The 16,731-nt window shown below is 53.3% G+C and carries 19 protein-coding genes and 5 tRNA genes; 18 read left to right on the top strand and 6 right to left on the bottom strand.

Annotation, left to right across the window (positions count from 1 at the left end):
* The first annotated feature begins 11 nt into the window (after positions 1 to 11).
* Positions 12 to 2,246, top strand: coding sequence for a Tex family protein (locus U9M73_RS01205; RefSeq protein WP_323075996.1), 2,235 nt, complete (start codon positions 12 to 14; stop codon positions 2,244 to 2,246).
* Positions 2,247 to 2,366: 120 nt separating this feature from the next.
* On the opposite strand, the gene cmpA is transcribed toward U9M73_RS01205, so the two are convergent.
* Together cmpA and U9M73_RS01215 are read right to left on the bottom strand one after the other, a co-directional pair.
* Positions 2,367 to 2,507, bottom strand: coding sequence for a cortex morphogenetic protein CmpA (gene cmpA, locus U9M73_RS01210; RefSeq protein ID WP_260069868.1), 141 nt, complete (start codon positions 2,505 to 2,507; stop codon positions 2,367 to 2,369).
* A gap of 582 nt (positions 2,508 to 3,089) precedes the next feature.
* Positions 3,090 to 3,440, bottom strand: a complete 351-nt coding sequence (locus U9M73_RS01215) for a hypothetical protein (protein WP_009226473.1) — start codon at positions 3,438 to 3,440, stop codon at positions 3,090 to 3,092.
* Positions 3,441 to 3,562: 122 nt separating this feature from the next.
* On the opposite strand from U9M73_RS01215, the gene U9M73_RS01220 reads away from it, so the two are divergent.
* Positions 3,563 to 4,033 (top strand): SprT family protein, encoded by a 471-nt coding sequence (locus U9M73_RS01220; protein ID WP_323075999.1) that lies wholly within the window; start codon positions 3,563 to 3,565, stop codon positions 4,031 to 4,033.
* Between the two features lie 236 nt (positions 4,034 to 4,269).
* Here U9M73_RS01220 and U9M73_RS01230 read toward each other — a convergent pair whose 3' ends face one another.
* Positions 4,270 to 4,827 (bottom strand): ArsR/SmtB family transcription factor, encoded by a 558-nt coding sequence (locus U9M73_RS01230; protein WP_036646271.1) that lies wholly within the window; start codon positions 4,825 to 4,827, stop codon positions 4,270 to 4,272.
* Between the two features lie 90 nt (positions 4,828 to 4,917).
* The gene (locus U9M73_RS01235; RefSeq protein ID WP_323076003.1) at positions 4,918 to 6,201 is read right to left on the bottom strand and encodes an MFS transporter; all 1,284 of its coding nucleotides are present in this window, start codon (positions 6,199 to 6,201) and stop codon (positions 4,918 to 4,920) included.
* A gap of 255 nt (positions 6,202 to 6,456) precedes the next feature.
* Here U9M73_RS01235 and U9M73_RS01240 point away from each other — a divergent pair.
* From U9M73_RS01240 to U9M73_RS01255, 4 genes are all read left to right on the top strand, one after another.
* Positions 6,457 to 6,532 (top strand) — tRNA-Asn (locus U9M73_RS01240).
* Between the two features lie 7 nt (positions 6,533 to 6,539).
* Positions 6,540 to 6,628: transfer RNA gene (locus tag U9M73_RS01245), tRNA-Ser, on the top strand.
* Positions 6,629 to 6,862: 234 nt separating this feature from the next.
* Positions 6,863 to 6,937, top strand: a tRNA-Glu gene (locus U9M73_RS01250).
* A 30-nt stretch (positions 6,938 to 6,967) separates the two neighbouring features.
* Positions 6,968 to 7,050 (top strand) — tRNA-Leu (locus U9M73_RS01255).
* A 70-nt stretch (positions 7,051 to 7,120) separates the two neighbouring features.
* On the opposite strand, the gene U9M73_RS01260 is transcribed toward U9M73_RS01255, so the two are convergent.
* Positions 7,121 to 7,972, bottom strand: coding sequence for a Cof-type HAD-IIB family hydrolase (locus U9M73_RS01260; RefSeq protein WP_260069865.1), 852 nt, complete (start codon positions 7,970 to 7,972; stop codon positions 7,121 to 7,123).
* A 98-nt stretch (positions 7,973 to 8,070) separates the two neighbouring features.
* On the opposite strand from U9M73_RS01260, the gene U9M73_RS01265 reads away from it, so the two are divergent.
* Both U9M73_RS01265 and U9M73_RS01270 read left to right on the top strand, forming a co-directional pair.
* Positions 8,071 to 8,391 (top strand): AzlD domain-containing protein, encoded by a 321-nt coding sequence (locus U9M73_RS01265; RefSeq protein ID WP_036646274.1) that lies wholly within the window; start codon positions 8,071 to 8,073, stop codon positions 8,389 to 8,391.
* A 38-nt stretch (positions 8,392 to 8,429) separates the two neighbouring features.
* Positions 8,430 to 9,170, top strand: a complete 741-nt coding sequence (locus tag U9M73_RS01270) for an AzlC family ABC transporter permease (RefSeq protein ID WP_009226479.1) — start codon at positions 8,430 to 8,432, stop codon at positions 9,168 to 9,170.
* A gap of 19 nt (positions 9,171 to 9,189) precedes the next feature.
* Here the strand turns inward: U9M73_RS01270 and U9M73_RS01275 are convergent, their stop codons facing one another.
* The gene (locus U9M73_RS01275) at positions 9,190 to 9,951 is read right to left on the bottom strand and encodes a PAS domain-containing protein (RefSeq protein ID WP_323076005.1); all 762 of its coding nucleotides are present in this window, start codon (positions 9,949 to 9,951) and stop codon (positions 9,190 to 9,192) included.
* Between the two features lie 101 nt (positions 9,952 to 10,052).
* Between U9M73_RS01275 and U9M73_RS01280 the strand changes: the two genes are divergently transcribed.
* From U9M73_RS01280 to U9M73_RS01325, 10 genes are all read left to right on the top strand, one after another.
* Positions 10,053 to 10,370, top strand: a complete 318-nt coding sequence (locus tag U9M73_RS01280; RefSeq protein WP_050769818.1) for a helix-turn-helix domain-containing protein — start codon at positions 10,053 to 10,055, stop codon at positions 10,368 to 10,370.
* 68 nt (positions 10,371 to 10,438) lie between these two features.
* Positions 10,439 to 10,521 (top strand) — tRNA-Leu (locus tag U9M73_RS01285).
* A 243-nt stretch (positions 10,522 to 10,764) separates the two neighbouring features.
* Complete coding sequence (locus tag U9M73_RS01290; protein WP_009226482.1) at positions 10,765 to 11,040, top strand: hypothetical protein; 276 nt, start codon at positions 10,765 to 10,767, stop codon at positions 11,038 to 11,040.
* A gap of 114 nt (positions 11,041 to 11,154) precedes the next feature.
* The gene (locus U9M73_RS01295) at positions 11,155 to 11,580 is read left to right on the top strand and encodes a thiol-disulfide oxidoreductase DCC family protein (RefSeq protein ID WP_323076008.1); all 426 of its coding nucleotides are present in this window, start codon (positions 11,155 to 11,157) and stop codon (positions 11,578 to 11,580) included.
* A 133-nt stretch (positions 11,581 to 11,713) separates the two neighbouring features.
* A complete protein-coding gene (locus U9M73_RS01300) occupies positions 11,714 to 12,931 on the top strand; it encodes a nucleotide-binding protein (RefSeq protein WP_157273520.1) in 1,218 nt (405 codons plus the stop codon).
* Entirely contained in the window at positions 12,900 to 14,120 is a 1,221-nt protein-coding gene (locus U9M73_RS01305) for a TadA family conjugal transfer-associated ATPase (protein ID WP_323079037.1), read from the top strand. The genes U9M73_RS01300 and U9M73_RS01305 overlap by 32 nt, the downstream gene beginning before the upstream one ends.
* 24 nt (positions 14,121 to 14,144) lie before the next feature.
* Positions 14,145 to 14,957, top strand: coding sequence for a type II secretion system F family protein (locus U9M73_RS01310; RefSeq protein WP_009225755.1), 813 nt, complete (start codon positions 14,145 to 14,147; stop codon positions 14,955 to 14,957).
* Positions 14,958 to 14,972: 15 nt separating this feature from the next.
* A complete protein-coding gene (locus U9M73_RS01315) occupies positions 14,973 to 15,848 on the top strand; it encodes a type II secretion system F family protein (protein WP_260069862.1) in 876 nt (291 codons plus the stop codon).
* A 22-nt stretch (positions 15,849 to 15,870) separates the two neighbouring features.
* A complete protein-coding gene (locus U9M73_RS01320; protein ID WP_009226011.1) occupies positions 15,871 to 16,065 on the top strand; it encodes a Flp1 family type IVb pilin in 195 nt (64 codons plus the stop codon).
* Between the two features lie 2 nt (positions 16,066 to 16,067).
* Positions 16,068 to 16,730, top strand: coding sequence for a TadE/TadG family type IV pilus assembly protein (locus U9M73_RS01325; RefSeq protein WP_260069861.1), 663 nt, complete (start codon positions 16,068 to 16,070; stop codon positions 16,728 to 16,730).
* The last annotated feature ends 1 nt before the right edge of the window (position 16,731 follow it).

Below are 16,731 nucleotides of genomic sequence, written 5' to 3' on the forward strand. Positions count from 1 at the left end.
GGGATTTGGCCATGACGCAAACGGAGACGAACGGAACAGAGGTGCAAAGTATGGCCGATGCGGGGGAACAGGAGCGGATCTTCGCCCAGATCGCGAAGGAGCTGGGACTCTCCCTGAAGCAGGTGCGAACAACGATCGGGCTGCTGGATGAGGGCAATACAATTCCGTTTATCGCCCGTTACCGGAAGGAAATGACCGGGGAGCTGGATGAAAACCAGCTGCGCAATATTGAAGAGCGGACGCAATACCTCCGCAACCTGGAGGAACGGAAACGGGAAGTCGTCCGGATCATCGACGAGCAGGGCAAGCTGACGGACGAGTTGGCGGCCGCGATCGCGAAGGCGGTGAAGCTGCAGGAAGTAGAGGACTTGTATCGACCCTTCCGGCAAAAACGCAAAACCCGCGCGAGCGTAGCGAAGGAAAAGGGTCTGGAGCCGCTGGCGGAGTGGCTGTTGTCGCAGCCGAAGCAAGGCGATCCACTCACGGAAGCCGTGAAGTTCACCCAGGCTGCCGGGATGGAAGGAGGCGTAGAAACGGCCGAGGAGGCGCTGCAAGGGGCGATGGATATCGTCGCCGAGCAGGTGGCGGATGAAGCGCCGACCCGGGCTTGGGTCCGGAAATATACGATGGACCACGGAATGATGGTGTCCGAAGCGAAGTCACCGGAAGAGGAATCCGTCTACGAAATGTACTACAACTATCGGGAACCGGCCAAAAAAATGCCGCCCCACCGCATCCTCGCCATGAACCGCGGCGAGCGGGAGAACGTGCTGAAGGTGTCGCTGGAGGTGGACGCCGAGGCGATCTGCCGCCACATCGCCGGCCAGGTGATCCGCGGACGTTCCGCAACGGAGGACGTGCTGTGCGCGGCGATCGAGGATGCTTATAAACGCTTGATCGCCCCGTCGATCGAGCGGGAGGTGCGCGGCGAGTTGACGGAAAAAGCCGAAGCCCAGGCGATTTCGATCTTCGCCGGCAATTTGCGCAGCTTGCTGCTGCAGCCGCCGGTACGCGGCAAAACGGTGCTTGGCGTTGACCCGGCCTACCGCACCGGCTGCAAGCTCGCCGTTGTTGACGACACCGGCAAGCTGCTGGAGGTGGCGGTCACCTACCCGACGCCGCCAAACAACAAGAAAAAGGAAGCGGCAATCAAGTTCCACGAGCTGATCGACAAATACGGGATCGAGCTGATCGTGATCGGCAACGGTACGGCCTCGCGGGAGACGGAGCAATTTGTCGCCGAGGTCATCGCCGAGCGCAAGGGCAAGGACCGCGAGCTGGCGTATCTGATCGTCAACGAGGCGGGCGCCAGCGTGTATTCGGCCTCCAAGCTGGCGCAGGAGGAATTTCCGGATTTGGACGTGGCGGAGCGAAGCGCCGTATCCATTGCACGGCGGGTGCAGGACCCGTTGGCGGAGCTGGTTAAAATCGAGCCGAAGGCGATTGGCGTTGGTCAATACCAGCACGACGTGTCGCAGAAGCATCTCGACGAAAGTTTAAAGAACGTGGTAGAGTCGGCGGTAAACCATGTTGGTGTGGACGTCAATACCGCTTCGCCGGCGCTCTTGTCCTACGTATCTGGGGTTAATGCGACGATTGCGAAGAATATCGTTAAGTTCCGCGAGGAGAACGGACGCTTCAAGAGCCGCAAGCAGCTGCAAAAAGTACCGCGACTTGGCGCCAAAACTTTCGAGCAGTGCGTAGGCTTCCTGCGGATCGACGGCGGCGAGAATCCGCTGGACAAGACGCCGATCCACCCGGAATCTTATGACGTGGTGCACCGATTGTTTGCCGAGCTGGGGGTATCGATGGATCAGCTGGGCTCCAAAGAGCTGAATGAGAAGCTGGCTGCGTTGAATCCGGACGAACTGGCGCCTCGCCTCGAGGTGGGCGTTCCAACGCTGCGCGACATTCTCGAAAGTCTGCAGCGCCCGGGGCGTGACCCTCGCGAGGAGCTGCCGCCGCCAATCTTCCGCACCGATGTACTGAAGATCGAGGACTTGGTGCCCGGCATGGAACTGCAGGGGACGGTGCGCAACGTCATCGATTTTGGGGCTTTTGTTGATATTGGCATCAAAAACGACGGGCTCGTACACATCTCCCAACTGAGCAACGGGTACGTCAAGCATCCGATGGACGTCGTCTCGGTCGGCGACAATGTCACCGTCTGGGTGCTGAACGTGGACGTGAAGAAAGGCCGGGTTGGTTTGACGATGCGGGGGCCTTCTGAGGTAAAGGCACAGTAAAACTCATAGAGAGCCGGTGATACGGGTGGGCCGTGTAACCCGGCTCTTTTTTACGAGAGCGAGGGCCGTTCTCCAAGCAGATTTGCTGCTGTGGAGCCGGCCCCTTTTTTTGATCAAGTGCTATTGCATGTGGTTGGTGGTTTCGGTCTGTTTTTTTTGGCGGCTATAATAAAAAAACCAACAATCGTTTAACAGCCGAATTTGACGGCGATCTCTCTTGTTAAAGGCATGCATGATCTGATTGCTAAGCCAGTTTGGCAAGCGTATCCCCTCCTCCGGAAACCCATTGGTATGGTTAGGGTATGGGGAATTCCCCCAATCCGTGCAAGTCCCCTGCAAATCGCCGGTAAATTCTGGATTTTGAACACGGTGGGGGAATGGAGAGGCAGGGGTGCGGTTTGGCCTTAACTGACCGGGTGGGGTCTGCCGGGGCTGACGCCACTCCAATGGAAGTCAGAAAAGGTTGGTGCTGCCTCTGCGCTGTTGGGTCTATTCTAACGGAACTCAGAGACGTTATTTGCTCGAAAACGGGCATGATCCGTTTCTAACGGAACCAGGAGACCTTAATTGGAGCGTGGACAGCGAAATGGCCGCAAAAACCGTGCAATAAGGTCTTTCAGTTCCGTTACAGCGGGAAATAGCCGGGAAATAGGCAAATAAGGTCTCTACGTTCCGTTAGAGCAGCACGGCGGGGGTGTGACGACGAGCTATACCCGGAAGAGCGCCGCTGCGGGGTGTACTAGGCTCCTCCGACCAAAGTGAAAAAGCCGACCAATTCCCTCTACCTTACGGAAAGGGATAATCCTGGCCGGCTTCATTGCTTCCTTGGCAGCAGCCTTAGAGTTACGCGCCTTCTTCTTCGTACCATTGCTCCAGCTGAGCCTGGAGGGCACGGATTTCGGTGAGCAGTGAAATCAGGGGATAATTTTCCTCACGGATCGCGGAGAAAGCGGACTCCAGTCCGTTAATATAATCCAGCCCGCTCGTGATCTGCAGCGATTCCTGCAAGAGCTCGAGCTGGTCGCATTCGGCAATCGCACGCGGCAAGGTCGGAACCTCGGCAGCCGTCAGTTTATCGATTTCCTTGTTCAGCCGCAAATTCAAAGCGCTAAGCTGGTAGGCGTAGTCACGGGGCATTTCAACGAAGATCAGATCCTGGTCCTGCTGTAAAATGACGTATCTCATTAGGGACATGCTTAACGATTCTCCTTTTCTATCGATCCTACTTGACAGTGTAGCGTAAGGAGAAGTTAAAATTCAAGTAACGAATCTAGCAGATTTTCATGCGCTTCTACGAACAGGAAGGGGAGAGGACGATGACGGATGAGCAGCTGCAAGCCTGGATCGAGCAAATCTCGCTGCGTTCCTTCGGCGTGCCTTTCCGGCATAAGGCCCGTTTTAACAGCAGGTTAAGAACAACCGGAGGGCGTTATTTTATGAAAACCCATCATATCGAGATCAATCCCGCCCAACTGGCCGCCTATGGGGAAGAGGAAGTCGAGCGTATCATCAAACATGAATTGTGTCACTATCATCTTCATCTGGCGGGACGAGGATACCGGCATCGCGACGCGGACTTTAAGGCCCTGCTCCAAAAAGTTGGCGGCAGCCGTTACTGCAACGCCTTGCCCGGGGCAAAACAGCGCAAAACCTTGCCGCAACGCTATAAGCTGGTATGCGCCGATTGCGGGATGACGTATCTGCGTAAACGTCGAGTAGACCCAAGCCGCTACCGCTGCGGCCGATGTGCGGGGAAACTGCAGCTCTATGCATTATCCGGCGGTTAAGGTGTGCTATACTTAAATCAAACAACCTAAGGAGTGATGTCAGATGGCCCAATCTCAAGCCAAGAAGCATCGGCAAAAGCTCATCCGAGAAGGCAAACGTAGCCCGGAGCTCAGCCGCAGTCCATTTGCGTTCCAAGATCTGCGAACCCGCAAGACGAAAACAAAGCAGGAACAACTTCATCGGCAAAAATATAAGAACCACGCTTCCATGTATGGAGACGATGGTTCTTATTATTTTAATCCTCTGAATCTATGCTTTTCGATACGGTTAAAAAGATCTCGTACATCGTACTTTCCTCCGACGTTTTGGTCTGGTGCTGCTTGAGAAACGCCGTGACCCAGTCCTGAAATTCCTTCGCCTCCTGCGGGGTCAGATACACGTGATCGGTGGTCAATTGCCCGGAAGACGTTTGCGAGCGGGATGCTTTCAAAAACCGCTTTTTGCTTTCATCATATAAATTGCTTAGCAGCTTCTCGGTTTCTGTCAAAGCAACCTGCCTCATGGAATCATCAAAATAACTCTTCTTAATCTGAATAGCCCCCTCATAGGGCTCATAGTACTTCGCCGTAATGCCGTTGATGATCTTCGTGTCCACGAGCTGCAGCAGGCCGATGCTCTCCAGTTTTTTGGCGTGATAATAGACCTTGGCTGGAACTTCCCCCATCTTATCTGCCACTTCCTTCATCGTTGCCGGACGATTTAATTGCTTAAATGTATCCAGGATTTGAAGGCGATACGGGTCAGAATAGATCCGAATGTCCTCCAGGGTTTTTAATTCCTTCACATTGTCCACCAGTAAGCCCCCCACCCGAACCTTAAACGGTTGTCGTCATTGTTTTTAGTATAGCCTGGGTCTATCAAATGCGCAAAGCAGAGGAAGGCGTCAAATTTCCATAAAGCTTCGCTGCTTCAACAATAGCAGTATCGGGATGAGCAGGAGGCACCCAAAGCTCACATACAGGAGATGGACGGGCATCCATTCCCCTATCAACCCGGCCAGCGCACTGCCCGCAGGGATCGCGCAGGTGCAGACCATCGAGTATAACGCTCCGACGCGGCCAAGCAGTTCCTTGGGGACACTTTCCATAAAGTAGGTCGTGGATGGGGTGTTGCACAATGAGACGGAAAGTCCCATGCCAAAGGAAAATAACGCAGCCAAAACAAGCGGTTGAACCGGAATGACTGCAGGCAGGTACATCAGCGCATAGTTGGCTCCAAGCAGCAGGTAACCGGTGAGGATGAGCCGGCTTTTTTTGTAGGCGGAGCCTTTCTTGCCAATCCATAATCCGCTGACAATAGTCCCGCAGATTAAGCTAAACCCCATCAAGCTTAGGCCGGCAGGACCTGAACCTAAAATTTCATCAACATAGACGGCGTTTAGGACGTTAAACGGGGATAAGCAGAAGTTCACGAATGCCGCAGCCATCACGATGGTTATCAGTAGCTTATTGGATACGAGATATTTTAACCCTGCTTTAAGTTCTTGAACAAAGGAGTTATCTGGTTGTGCAGCTTTGAGGTGAGGTGCAGGCGAAGTTGGGTTGGCGTTTGGGCTGGTGTTACGGATCAGCAGGATGAAGCCGGCCGCAAGGGTGAACGTAATTCCGTCAATCAAAATTGCAGCGGAGATGCCCAAAGTTGCAATAATGCCGCCGACGGTGGCCATGCCCGCTAATTCAGCCGCCCGCGAAGCGGAGGTGCTGAAGGAATTGCCGCTGAGCAGCTTTTCCTTGGGCAGCAGTTGGGGAACCAAAGCCAGCTCGGCAGGAGAGGCAAAGCATTCCAGCGTGGAGGTCAGAAAGGTCAGCATATAGAGATGCCAGGGGGCGAGCCAGCCTTGCCAATAGAGGAAGGCCGTGAAGCAGACGATGAGGCCGCGTCCCAGATAGGTGAACGCCGCGACCTTTTTCTTGGACCAGCGATCCACCAGTGTTCCCGCGAAAAAGCTGAAGGCGATGTTAGGGATGAAATTGAGTGCGAACAAGGTGCCCATCATCAGTGTGGAGCCGGTCAGTCTGTATACCATCCAGCTGTAAGCAATCGAGTCAATGGAATCGCCAAAACGGGAAATTACACGAGCGAGCAAAAGGTACATAAACGGTTTATAAGCTGCCAGCTCACCGAACCGGATCAACGGCTGGCTTTTGACGCGCACTTCTTGAGACATGAACACTCCTCCTACACAATAAAAATGTTAATACGTTAAAAATATTTTTACGTAAAGTTTATTTTATCGTTTTTTTGATGGAATGCAAATCTTTTTTTGGCGGGCTTGTCCGACGGGAAGCGGCGGCAAATTCCTCTACCCGTTGTTCCGGTGCGAAACCAGGCAGGAGAAAGAAGGAAGGGCTTACAAAGTGCTTTGATTCTTGACTTTGCTGCGTAACCGTGATAAATTAAATGGTGTTCTCACTAATTTCGTTCCCCGATAGCTCAGTCGGTAGAGCACTCGACTGTTAATCGAGTTGTCACAGGTTCGAGTCCTGTTCGGGGAGCCATTTATATGGAGAGATACCCAAGTGGCTATAAGGGGACCCTCTGCTAAGGGGTTAGACTGCGTAAGCGGTGCGAGGGTTCGAATCCCTCTCTCTCCGTTTTGAGATACATCATGATAAGAGCCTCCGGCGATCCGGAGGCTCTTTGTTGTAAGAGGGATGAGAACCCTCAAATGGAGGGGGCGTCGAAAGCCGTCCAGATTCCGGAGGGCTTTTTCGTGTTTCGCGGGTGAATCGCAGGAAAACAAAAATTTTGTAAAATTAGGGCTTGCAAGCCGAAAATCTTTTTGCTATACTCAATTTTGTCGCCGCTTCTAGTGGTGATTAAGCTGTGGCCCGTTGGTCAAGGGGTTAAGACACCTCCCTTTCACGGAGGTAACAGGGGTTCGAATCCCCTACGGGTCACCATCCTATTTCTTTGATTCATCAATTTCATATGCGGTAGTGGTGGAATGGCAGACACGCTATCTTGAGGGGGTAGTGGGCGTACGCCCGTGGAGGTTCGAGTCCTCTCTACCGCATCCTAAGAAAGTGAAGAACCTTGCGTTTAGCAAGGTTCTTTCTTCATATGCCCGAAGGCATAGGCAAGGGCTAGATTTCGAGTAAGGTACGAATCGCATAAGCCACTCCATGTTCGTCATTGGTTCGGGTGACCGATGTGGCCAGGCGCTTGATTTCATCTACGGCATTTCCCATGGCAATTTTGGTTCCTGCGACTTGAAACATGGATATATCATTGTAGCTGTCGCCAATCACGACGGTATTGGTCAAATCCACTCCCAAATGACCGGCGAGAAATTGCAAAGCGTTACCTTTGTCGGTTTCCTTCGCGATGACCTCTACGATATGCTTGGCAGAGGAGGTCGTTTGCACCTGCGGCTGGCCGTTAAAATGCTGCGTGATTTCGTCGAGTTTGTCTTCGTTATAGGTAAACACCAAAAGCTTATACACAGGCCGCTCTTGCTCTATTAGCTGCAGCGGATGGTCGATTCCCTTGAAACCAAATTGAACGAATTGGATTTTGGCGCTCTCCCACAACCGGTCCCGATCGACCTCTGGATTTGCGCTGACCAGCATATCCATTTCAGCCAGCAGCTTTTGCTCGCCGTTTGAAGGGGAATAGATGGCTTCCGGACAAAAGATTTCGAAATAGACGTCCTGTTTCAGCAAATAACGAACGGCTTCCGCGGCAGCGTCCGGGTGAATTGGCGTTTCCCGCAGCAGCTTTCCTTCCCGGTCGAAAACCTCCGCGCCATTGGATGCGATAATGGGGATGGACAGCTCCCCGGTTAAATGTCTGGCGTCAAAGCTTGCTCTACCGGTACAAAGCGTTACGGTATGCCCCTGGTCCACGGCATGTGAAATGGCGTCCAAGCCTTGGGAGCTCGGGCGGCTGTTCGAGGTAAGCAGCGTTCCGTCCAGATCTACAGCGATCAGTTTCATTGTTTGTTTCCTCCTATCCTTCCATCATTGGTGAGGGTTATCTTTTGGTTATGAGTATAAATTATGAAATGCATTTCAGGTCAAGGAGAGATCAAAACGTGGCAACTCAGCTTTGGATAATTGTTCTGATTGGAGCAGGAACCTATTTATTACGGGCAGGTTCCTTGGTATTAGGCAGCCGGATCCGATGGTCCGATTCTACGAAGGAATGGCTGGCGTACGTGTCGCCTGCCGTGCTTGGCGCGCTGATCGGGCCGCTGCTGCTGCTCGAAGATGGAAAGTGGATTCCGCTCTCGGATAACCTGATGCTGTTTGCCGCTATTCCTACGATGATCATCGCCTGGTGGTCACGCCGTCTTCTGTTAACAGTAACCGCCGGCGTGCTGTTTTATGCTGGTTTTCACGCTTGGATTGGCTAAACAGGATAGAAAGATAGATAGAGGGAGAGGAAGCAGTCATGAACCGGTCGAAACGAAGTGAAGAGATTCAAAAGGCGCTGCGGGATGCGTTTCCGATTATGCTGGCTTATTTTCCATTGTCCATGACTTATGGTGTGCTTGCTGCGGCGGGAGGATTGCCCGGGGGAATGGCCGTATTCAGTTCGGTATGGATCTTCTCGGGAGGGGCCCAGTTTATGCTGCTAGGCATGTTAGCATCCGCTGCGGCTCCCGTGACGATCGTAACGACACTGCTGCTGTTAAACATGCGTCATGTCCTTTATGGGGCAACGATGGGGCCTTACCTGGCGACATGGCGGGAGTCCCCGAAATGGCTGGCAGCGATCGGCCTAACCGACGAAGGGTTCGCGGTCACTTCCAGCCGGGCAGCCCAAGGGGAGCCCATTTCGCCTTCTTATTATATAACTTTTGCGCTGGCGATTTATGGATCGTGGATTGCCGGTACAGCGGCAGGCACCGGATTGGGGAGTTTCGTCACCGCAGAGCTGGCTGAAGTCTTAACTTTTGCGCTGCCGGCGCTCTTTATCGCCTTGCTTGCCGGGGGCGAGCGTACTTTGCCATTCCTGGCCGCAGCCGGCTGCGGGGCAGTGCTCGCCACTTTGGCAGGGATGCTTCAGCTTGGGGGGATCGGCCTGATCGCCGGAGGTTTGGCCGGCGCTACACTTGGGCAGCAGCTCAGCCGAATCCTATCACGGCGTTCGAAGGCCGCCCGGGACAAAGCTGAACGTGCGATTCGCTAATGCTAAGCGTTTTGTGTAATTATTCTTGCTTGGGCGGCAAGTCCAGATTTGAGGAATATTTGGGATATAATGCCCGGATGCAATCAGGACAAATGTCGTGCGTAAATTCCGCGTGCGTATGCTTGATCAAGTAAGCTTCGGTGGTGCACCACATGTTGTCTTCATCCTTGATCTTCTTACATACGGCACAAATGGGAAGCAGTCCCCGGAGCGTGCGGATATGTGCGAGTTCATGCTGGATTTGAAGTTGCAGACGCTTCAGCCGGGTGATGTTGGTACAGGTGATCACGATGCCTTGAGGCGAAAAGGGGTTTTCTTCCGCATATGGGGTTAATTCGGCAAGAAACCATAACTCAGCATCTTTGGTAGGGGCCTTGAATTCAAATTCAAACCTCTCGGTTTCCCCGCTTAAGATTTTCGAAAATTGCTCCAACAGCAGATGGGGGTTAAAATAAGTATGATCATGCGGCCCATGCTGAAAAAACTGAAAAACATTTAATCCGGGCCGTGCCCAGCCCGGAGCAACGCCCAAAAAGGCGGCTCGGTTGGCCCAAGTTCGGTTGACAGAGATGATCGTTCCATTTGGTTCTATGATTGCAACGCTCTGATTCAAAGAATGATAGGGTGCCTTCCATTGGGGATTGTCATTCATGGCGGGTACGCTCCTGTCATGAAACTGAGGGCAGTCTTCCGACCTATTAAGTACTTGCCGGCGCTGTGTTAAGATATAGACATAGTTCCAGCATTTCACTTTATTATAAACGTATTTAAGTTGTTTCACAACTTTTAAATTACTTAAAAACGTCATCAAAGCTGTTGAGGAAGGTTGGAGAGAAGTTGTCAATCTACGAACGTATTGAACTGCTGATCAAAAACGCCGGAATGACGAAAAAGGCGTTTTGCCTCGAATTGGGGATCAGTACCGGGAACTTCGGGGATTGGAAGCGGGGAAAGTCCACGCCAAGTACAAATAAATTGATTGAGATCGCTGCTTTCTTCGATGTCAGCCTGGACTGGCTCATGACTGGAAAAGAGAAACAGGCGGAATACGTGCAGGACCAAAGAACGGAATATATCTCCACCGATAAAGACTGGATTTCGTTCATCGGCACGTTAACCGAAGCCGAGCGAGCTTTCGTTCGGGAATATATCGAGTTTGTTCGTTACCGGAGGCGAAAGTCCGGCCGGATGGACAAATAATTCCACTTTACTTTTGAATACTGCGAAGCTATAATAACCATGTTCGTCTGAACCTAGACTTAACATGCGCGGTAGTGGTGGAATGGCAGACACGCTATCTTGAGGGGGTAGTGGGCGTACGCCCGTGGAGGTTCGAGTCCTCTCTACCGCATTACAGAAGAACTTTCTCGGAGGGATCCGGGAAGTTCTTTTTTTGCTTCTCATCGATTGGGGTGGGCGTGCGGCGTATGGGATGGTGATTTTTTGCACATTCTAATAAAATCTTGCGCAAAGTGCGTCAAATCAGGCCGTTTGGGCAGGTTTTCAAGTTGACACGCCGATAAAAATTCATTAATATGTCTAAGTACTAAAAGAGCTGCGCTCTGGAACGAAATTTGATAATACGGGTGATAACATGGCTTACAGACCGAATGTTGTAAATGTAACCAAGGCCGGCAGCAACGAAAATGACGGATTGTACGAGTTTATCGTGAATCTGGCCGATGGTACGGCGTGCCGCGTGTTTTACCACCGTAATCCCGAATGGCGGTTAACCAACGTCAGCAGGCTGCAAAAGACACCTTGCCCGGTCTGCCGTAAAGACTTCATTTGCGGATGTATGGAGAAGTTTACGGATGAAATCAACCGTCAGATGGTAGAGGGACAGTGGCTCGACAAGCTTACGTCCTAGTAAGAACGCTATGGCCAGCTGGCGACAGCAAGCACGGGAAATGTCCCGTGCTTTTTTCATATCTTCTATAGATGAGATTTGCGTTACCCGCAAACAGGAGAGGGGGCCAAGAGCATGTCAGGTCAACCGGATGAACGGAATGAGCATGTGATCTTATTTGACGGCGTCTGCCATTTATGCCAAGGAGCGGTCAAGTTTATCATTAAGCGTGACCCGGCTGGGCGGTTCCGCTTTGCCTCTTTGCAGTCACAGGCCGGGAGCCGGCTGCTGCAAGCTGCAGGAGCGCATGAGGAATCATTGGACAGCGTCGTGTTGATTGAACGCGGAACCTATTATATCCGCTCAGATGCGGCTCTGCGCATTGCTAGAGGCTTACGGTACCTCTGGCCCCTGCTGTACGCGCTGATCGTCGTCCCGAAGGGGATTCGGGATGCAGTCTATCAATTCATCGCCAAACATCGTTACCGTTGGTTTGGAAAGGACGAAACCTGCCTCGTGCCGACCCGGGAGCTGAAGGAGCGGTTTTTGGAGGATGGGTAGGGTTAAACGGAAACTATGAAAAAGCTCTTGTCTATCATCCATAATTGTGATATTCTTACTGTAAAATTTAGGAATATAGAAACGGAACGGTAGCACCGTCCATTACTCGATTGTTGAATCGGGTTATTGGGCGGTGCTTTTTTTGTTCTCGTTTTCCTTGAAGGAGGGGATTAAGATTCCAATCAAATTGGTGCTGGCCGTGCAAGAGGAGGAGTATATCGAACCATTTTTACAGTATGTACATGCGAGCGAGTTCGATCGGCGTTTGGTGGTGATCGCGTTTAGCCGGAAGGAGGCGTTTGCCCAATATATGCTGGAATCCGGCGGAGAGATCGATGCGGTGTTGGGTGACCCGGCATTCCTTGAGGCGGCGGAAGCCATGAAGCGCCCCGGGCTTTACTTCATTGAACTGGGTGAAGGCGGCGGATCACAGCATTCCGGTAGCTTACGCGTCGACAAGTATCAATCGTTGCATCAGCTGCTTTCTGCGGTGATCGAGCTCGTTCAGGGAGGCTCGGGCAAGGAGGTGCGCATCGGCGGGAAGCCTTTGGTCATTGGGGTTTATTCGACCGTAGGAGGCTGCGGCAAGACAACGGTGGCCCTGCATTTAGCCCGACAGCTGGCGACTGAAGGGGGAAAGGTGTTTTACCTGAACCTGGAGACGATTGGCAGCGAACCGCCGTTTGCCGGGCAGAGCTCAAAGGAGGGGAAGCCTGGATTGGCCCGGCTGCTGTACGACTTGAAGGCCGCGGAGGATCGGCGGGAACCGCCCCGTTTCCCGATTTCTGCGTATGCCTACAGGCATCCCGTACTGCAAGGGGATACGCTGGCTCCGCCGGATAATCTGAATGAGCTGCTGGAAATGGAGCGCAAAGATACGATGGAGTTAATCGAGTACATCGCCGGCAGCGGCTTGTACGATTCGGTGATCGTGGATATGGACTCCTTTCCGGATGGCCGTACGGAAGCGGTACTGGAGCGGGCGGATCGCGTCGTTTGGATCGTTACGGATGACTGGGGAGTGATGCGTAAAACCGGGGGATGGCTGACCCATCTGGAGCGCACTCGGCCGGATTTTTACCGGTCGCTTCTGAAGAAAACTCGCTTTACGCTGAATCGGCATACAGGCAAGCAGTTGACTGATTTGCCGCGGCCGGAGATGAAATTAAAGGCCACGTTATCGTATATTCCGGCCTGGAGTCAGGGCAGCCGTCAAGGGGAATTGCTGCATTCGCCGCTGTATCAACGCGATATGATTCGGCTTTGCCGCGAGCTCCAGGGCGAGGAACCGTCATTCGCTGGTGCGGGAGGGATCCATGATGGAGGAAGCGGACTTCACGGCCCTGCGTAATGAAATTCGCCAGGGGCTGGATGTCACCTCCGTTCTGAACGATGACCAGCTGATGGATTATATTGAGCGGCGCGTGTTGGAGGAGCGGAGATTAAGCGGGGCGACGGCGGCTGAGAAGCGCAAATGGGTGCGCAGACTGTACGATTCGTTTCGCGGGCTGGATGTCCTTCAACCCCTGGTTGAGGATCGCAGCGTCACAGAAATAATGATCAACAGCCATGAGGAAATCTTCGTTGAACGGGAGGGGCAGGTCCAGCGGATTCCCGTCCGCTTCGAGTCTCGGGAGCGCTTGGAGGACATTATCCAGATGATTGTATCCGGCGTTAACCGGGTAGTGAACGAATCGTCGCCCATCGTTGATGCACGCCTGCGGGACGGGTCGCGGGTAAATATCGTGCTGCCACCCATCGCTTTAAAGGGCCCAACGATGACGATTCGCAAATTCCCGGAACGGCCGTTGACCATGGAGCAGTTGGTTGCGATTGGCTCCCTGAGTGAGGAAGCGGCAGAGCTGCTGCAACGGCTCGTGCGAAGCAAATACAACATCTTTATCAGCGGCGGAACAGGCTCGGGGAAAACGACGTTTTTAAACGCCCTGTCCCAGTTCATCCCATCCGATGAGCGGGTGATTACGATCGAGGATTCCGCCGAGCTGCAAATCGTTACGGTCCCTAATCTCGTCTCGCTCGAAACCCGAAATGCGAATACGGAAGGGAAAGGCGAAATTACCGTGCGCGAGCTGATCCGATCCTCGCTGCGTATGCGGCCCAACCGGATTATCGTTGGGGAGGTGCGCGGGGCGGAGGCGCTGGATATGCTGCAGGCGATGAATACCGGCCATGATGGCTCTCTTTCGACTGGGCATGCCAACAGCACAGCGGATATGATCAGCAGGCTGGAGACGATGGTGCTGAGCGGAGCCGAATTACCGCTTCCGGTTGTTCGTCAACAGATCGCTTCGTCGATCGATGTTTTTGTTCATTTGTCGCGGTTGCGCGACCGTTCACGCCGAGTGACGGAAATCTCCGAGGTTGTTGGTCTGAGGGACGGGGAGGTGGTGCTTCAGCCGCTGTTTACGTTCCAGGAAGAAGGGGAGCAGAACGGCCGAATCGTGGGTCACTTGCAAAGCAGCGGCGCAAAGTTAATCCATACGGACAAGCTGCGTATGTCGGGATTACCAGTTGATTAATGCACAGGAAGGAGAGGATGCGGTTTGTTGCTGAAAGCAGGATCCGGTTTGCAGCGTCGGAAGTCCGGGCTGAAACCGACGGCAGACCCAGCAAGTCTTGCGGACTATCGGGTGTATCCTTTGTCTCCGCGACAGAAGGTCATCTGCACGCTGGTTGGAGGAGCAGCTTTCGTTGCATTAGGCTATATTTTCTTCCATGCTCTCCCGTTGGCATTGCTGCTTTCGTTAGGCGGCTTATACACGCCGAAGTATTGGAGCGGTTACCTGCTGCGCCGGAGAAGGGAGAACCTGAGCCTGCATTTTAAGCAAGCGTTGTATTCGCTGTCCTCCTCATTGGCCGCTGGCCGCTCGGTGGAGAACGGTTTTCGCGAGGCGATCGACGATCTAAGGCTGCTGTATCCAGACGGGGATAATGATGTCATGCGAGAGCTTGCGATCATTTGCGCCCGGATGGATTACGGTCAGCCGATCGAGGAGGCGCTGCTGGATTTCAGCCGACGTGCGGCAATGGAGGATATCGACAACTTTGCCGATGTGTTTACGACCTGCAAGCGTTCCGGTGGAGATCTGGTGGAAGTGATCCGGCGGACATCGAACTTGATCGGTGAGAAGCTGGAGATCACACAGGAAATCAGCGTAATGATCGCCCAGAAACGTTTTGAAGCGAAAGCGATGCTGGCGGCACCGGTCTTGTTCTTACTCTTTATGCAATTCACTTCCCCGGATTATATGCGCCCGCTGCATCATGGCGCTGGGTTGCTGATCTCAGGTGTGGCGTTGCTGTTATATGCAATCTGCGCCTGGCTGATGTTAAAGATCATCGATATTCGAGTATAAAGGGGCGTTGGCTGATTGTACCTTGTGGTTTCGGGATTGCTGCTGTTCGTATTAAGCGGAGGCTGGCTATATGCTTACCAGAAATCTCGCTTCCTCTACCGGGGAGATCTGGATTTGCATCTGGAAGGATTAAAGCTTGTTCGCCTCTCGCCGCCAATGTTGCTGCTTTTGGAGCGGATCAAGGTATCTCAGCGATTTCCCGGCTTCTTCTTTAAAGTTCAGCGTGCCGTGCAGAAAATCGGCGGCAGCCGGCGCAGCCGCGAAATGACGCTGCTCTGGCTATCGGAGGCGCTCACGTACAGTTACATTTGTCTCCTGTTCGGGTGTCTGATGACGTTGCTGAGCGACGCCCCTGCCGGCTTAGGGATCGGCGTCCTGTTCGCTGTGTTGGTGCCGATGGCGCTGCTCAATGACCTTCATCGCAAGGTTCAGCGGCGGGAACAGGCTGTCCTGCTGGAGCTGCCGGAGCTGCTGAACAAAATCGTGCTGCTGGTAGGTGCTGGGTCAACCGTCCAGCAGGCGATGAAGTTATGCCTTGAGCGCAAGCGGGAGCAAATCGGACATCCCTTATACCGGGAGCTGCTGCAGATGCAGAAGGAATGGGAAGGGGGGGATTCATTTCAGCAGGCGATGGAAGGATTCAGCAAACGCTGCGGCATTCAGGAGGTGTCGGCTTTTACGACGGCAGTTCTGTTAAATTACCGCCGCGGCGGAGAGGATTTTGCCCTGGCCCTGCGAGACTTGTCCCATTCATTGTGGGAGAAACGCAAAGCCGTCGGCAGAACGCTGGGCGAGCAAGCCTCGTCCAAGCTGGTGTTTCCGATGGTGCTGCTGTTTATGGCAGTACTGATTTTGGTTGGGGCACCGGCCTTTATGATTATGAATTTGTAATGCACACAGAGGAGGAGAAAACATGTTAACGGCAATTCGCAAAGAGATGAGAAGTTTTTGGCGTAATGAAGAGGGGCTTGGAATGCTGGAAATGATCTTGATTATCGCGGTGATCGTTATTATCGCTGCGATCTTCCGCAAACAGTTGAAGGCGATCATTGAGAGCTTGCTCGATAAAGCCAAGACGAAAACGGAAAACTTCATGGACGAGACTTAAGAATGAAGCTGTGGCAGGATCAACGCGGGGTTTTTACGGTTGAAGCTTCTTTGGTGCTTCCGTTGATTTTTTACACGGTGCTGATTCTTCTGTTCTTCTGTCTTTACCTTTACCAACAGGCGTTGTTGGGGCAGGCTGCCATCGTTGCGGCGGAGCGAACCGCTTATACCTGGGATAACAGCTACCGGGACGGCTTAACCGGAGCCTATGCCGATGGGAAGTACGACTCCCTCTACTGGCGCCTGGGGGATGACGGGTTGCTGCAGGCGATTTTTGGCGGGGACGGCGGCGACAGGGCAGTGAAGCTGGCATTGCCTGCGGATGCAGGTGATGGAGAGGCTCAGTCGCTTCCGCTGAAGAAGCTGAATCGGACAGGGGCCAGGCTGCCTGAAGGCATCGACGGGGAGATGCGCTATGACAACCGGCTGCTGCTGCGCAAGGTAAGTGTTGCGCTGGATCGGTTCGTCCCGCTGGCTCCGTTGGAGGCTTGGATTGACGATATCCATCAGCGCAGCCGCGCGGAGTCTTATGTGGTCGAGCCGACGGAATGGATTCGGACCGTTGAGCTTGCGCGATATTATGGCGAGAAGTTCCGAAGCGGCAAAGGTGCAGGAGGAATGGACAAGCAGGAAGCGCAGGAAGCGTTGATACGGTTTGGAAAATAAC

Source organism: Paenibacillus phoenicis, from assembly GCF_034718895.1.
GTDB lineage: Bacteria > Bacillota > Bacilli > Paenibacillales > Paenibacillaceae > Fontibacillus > Fontibacillus phoenicis.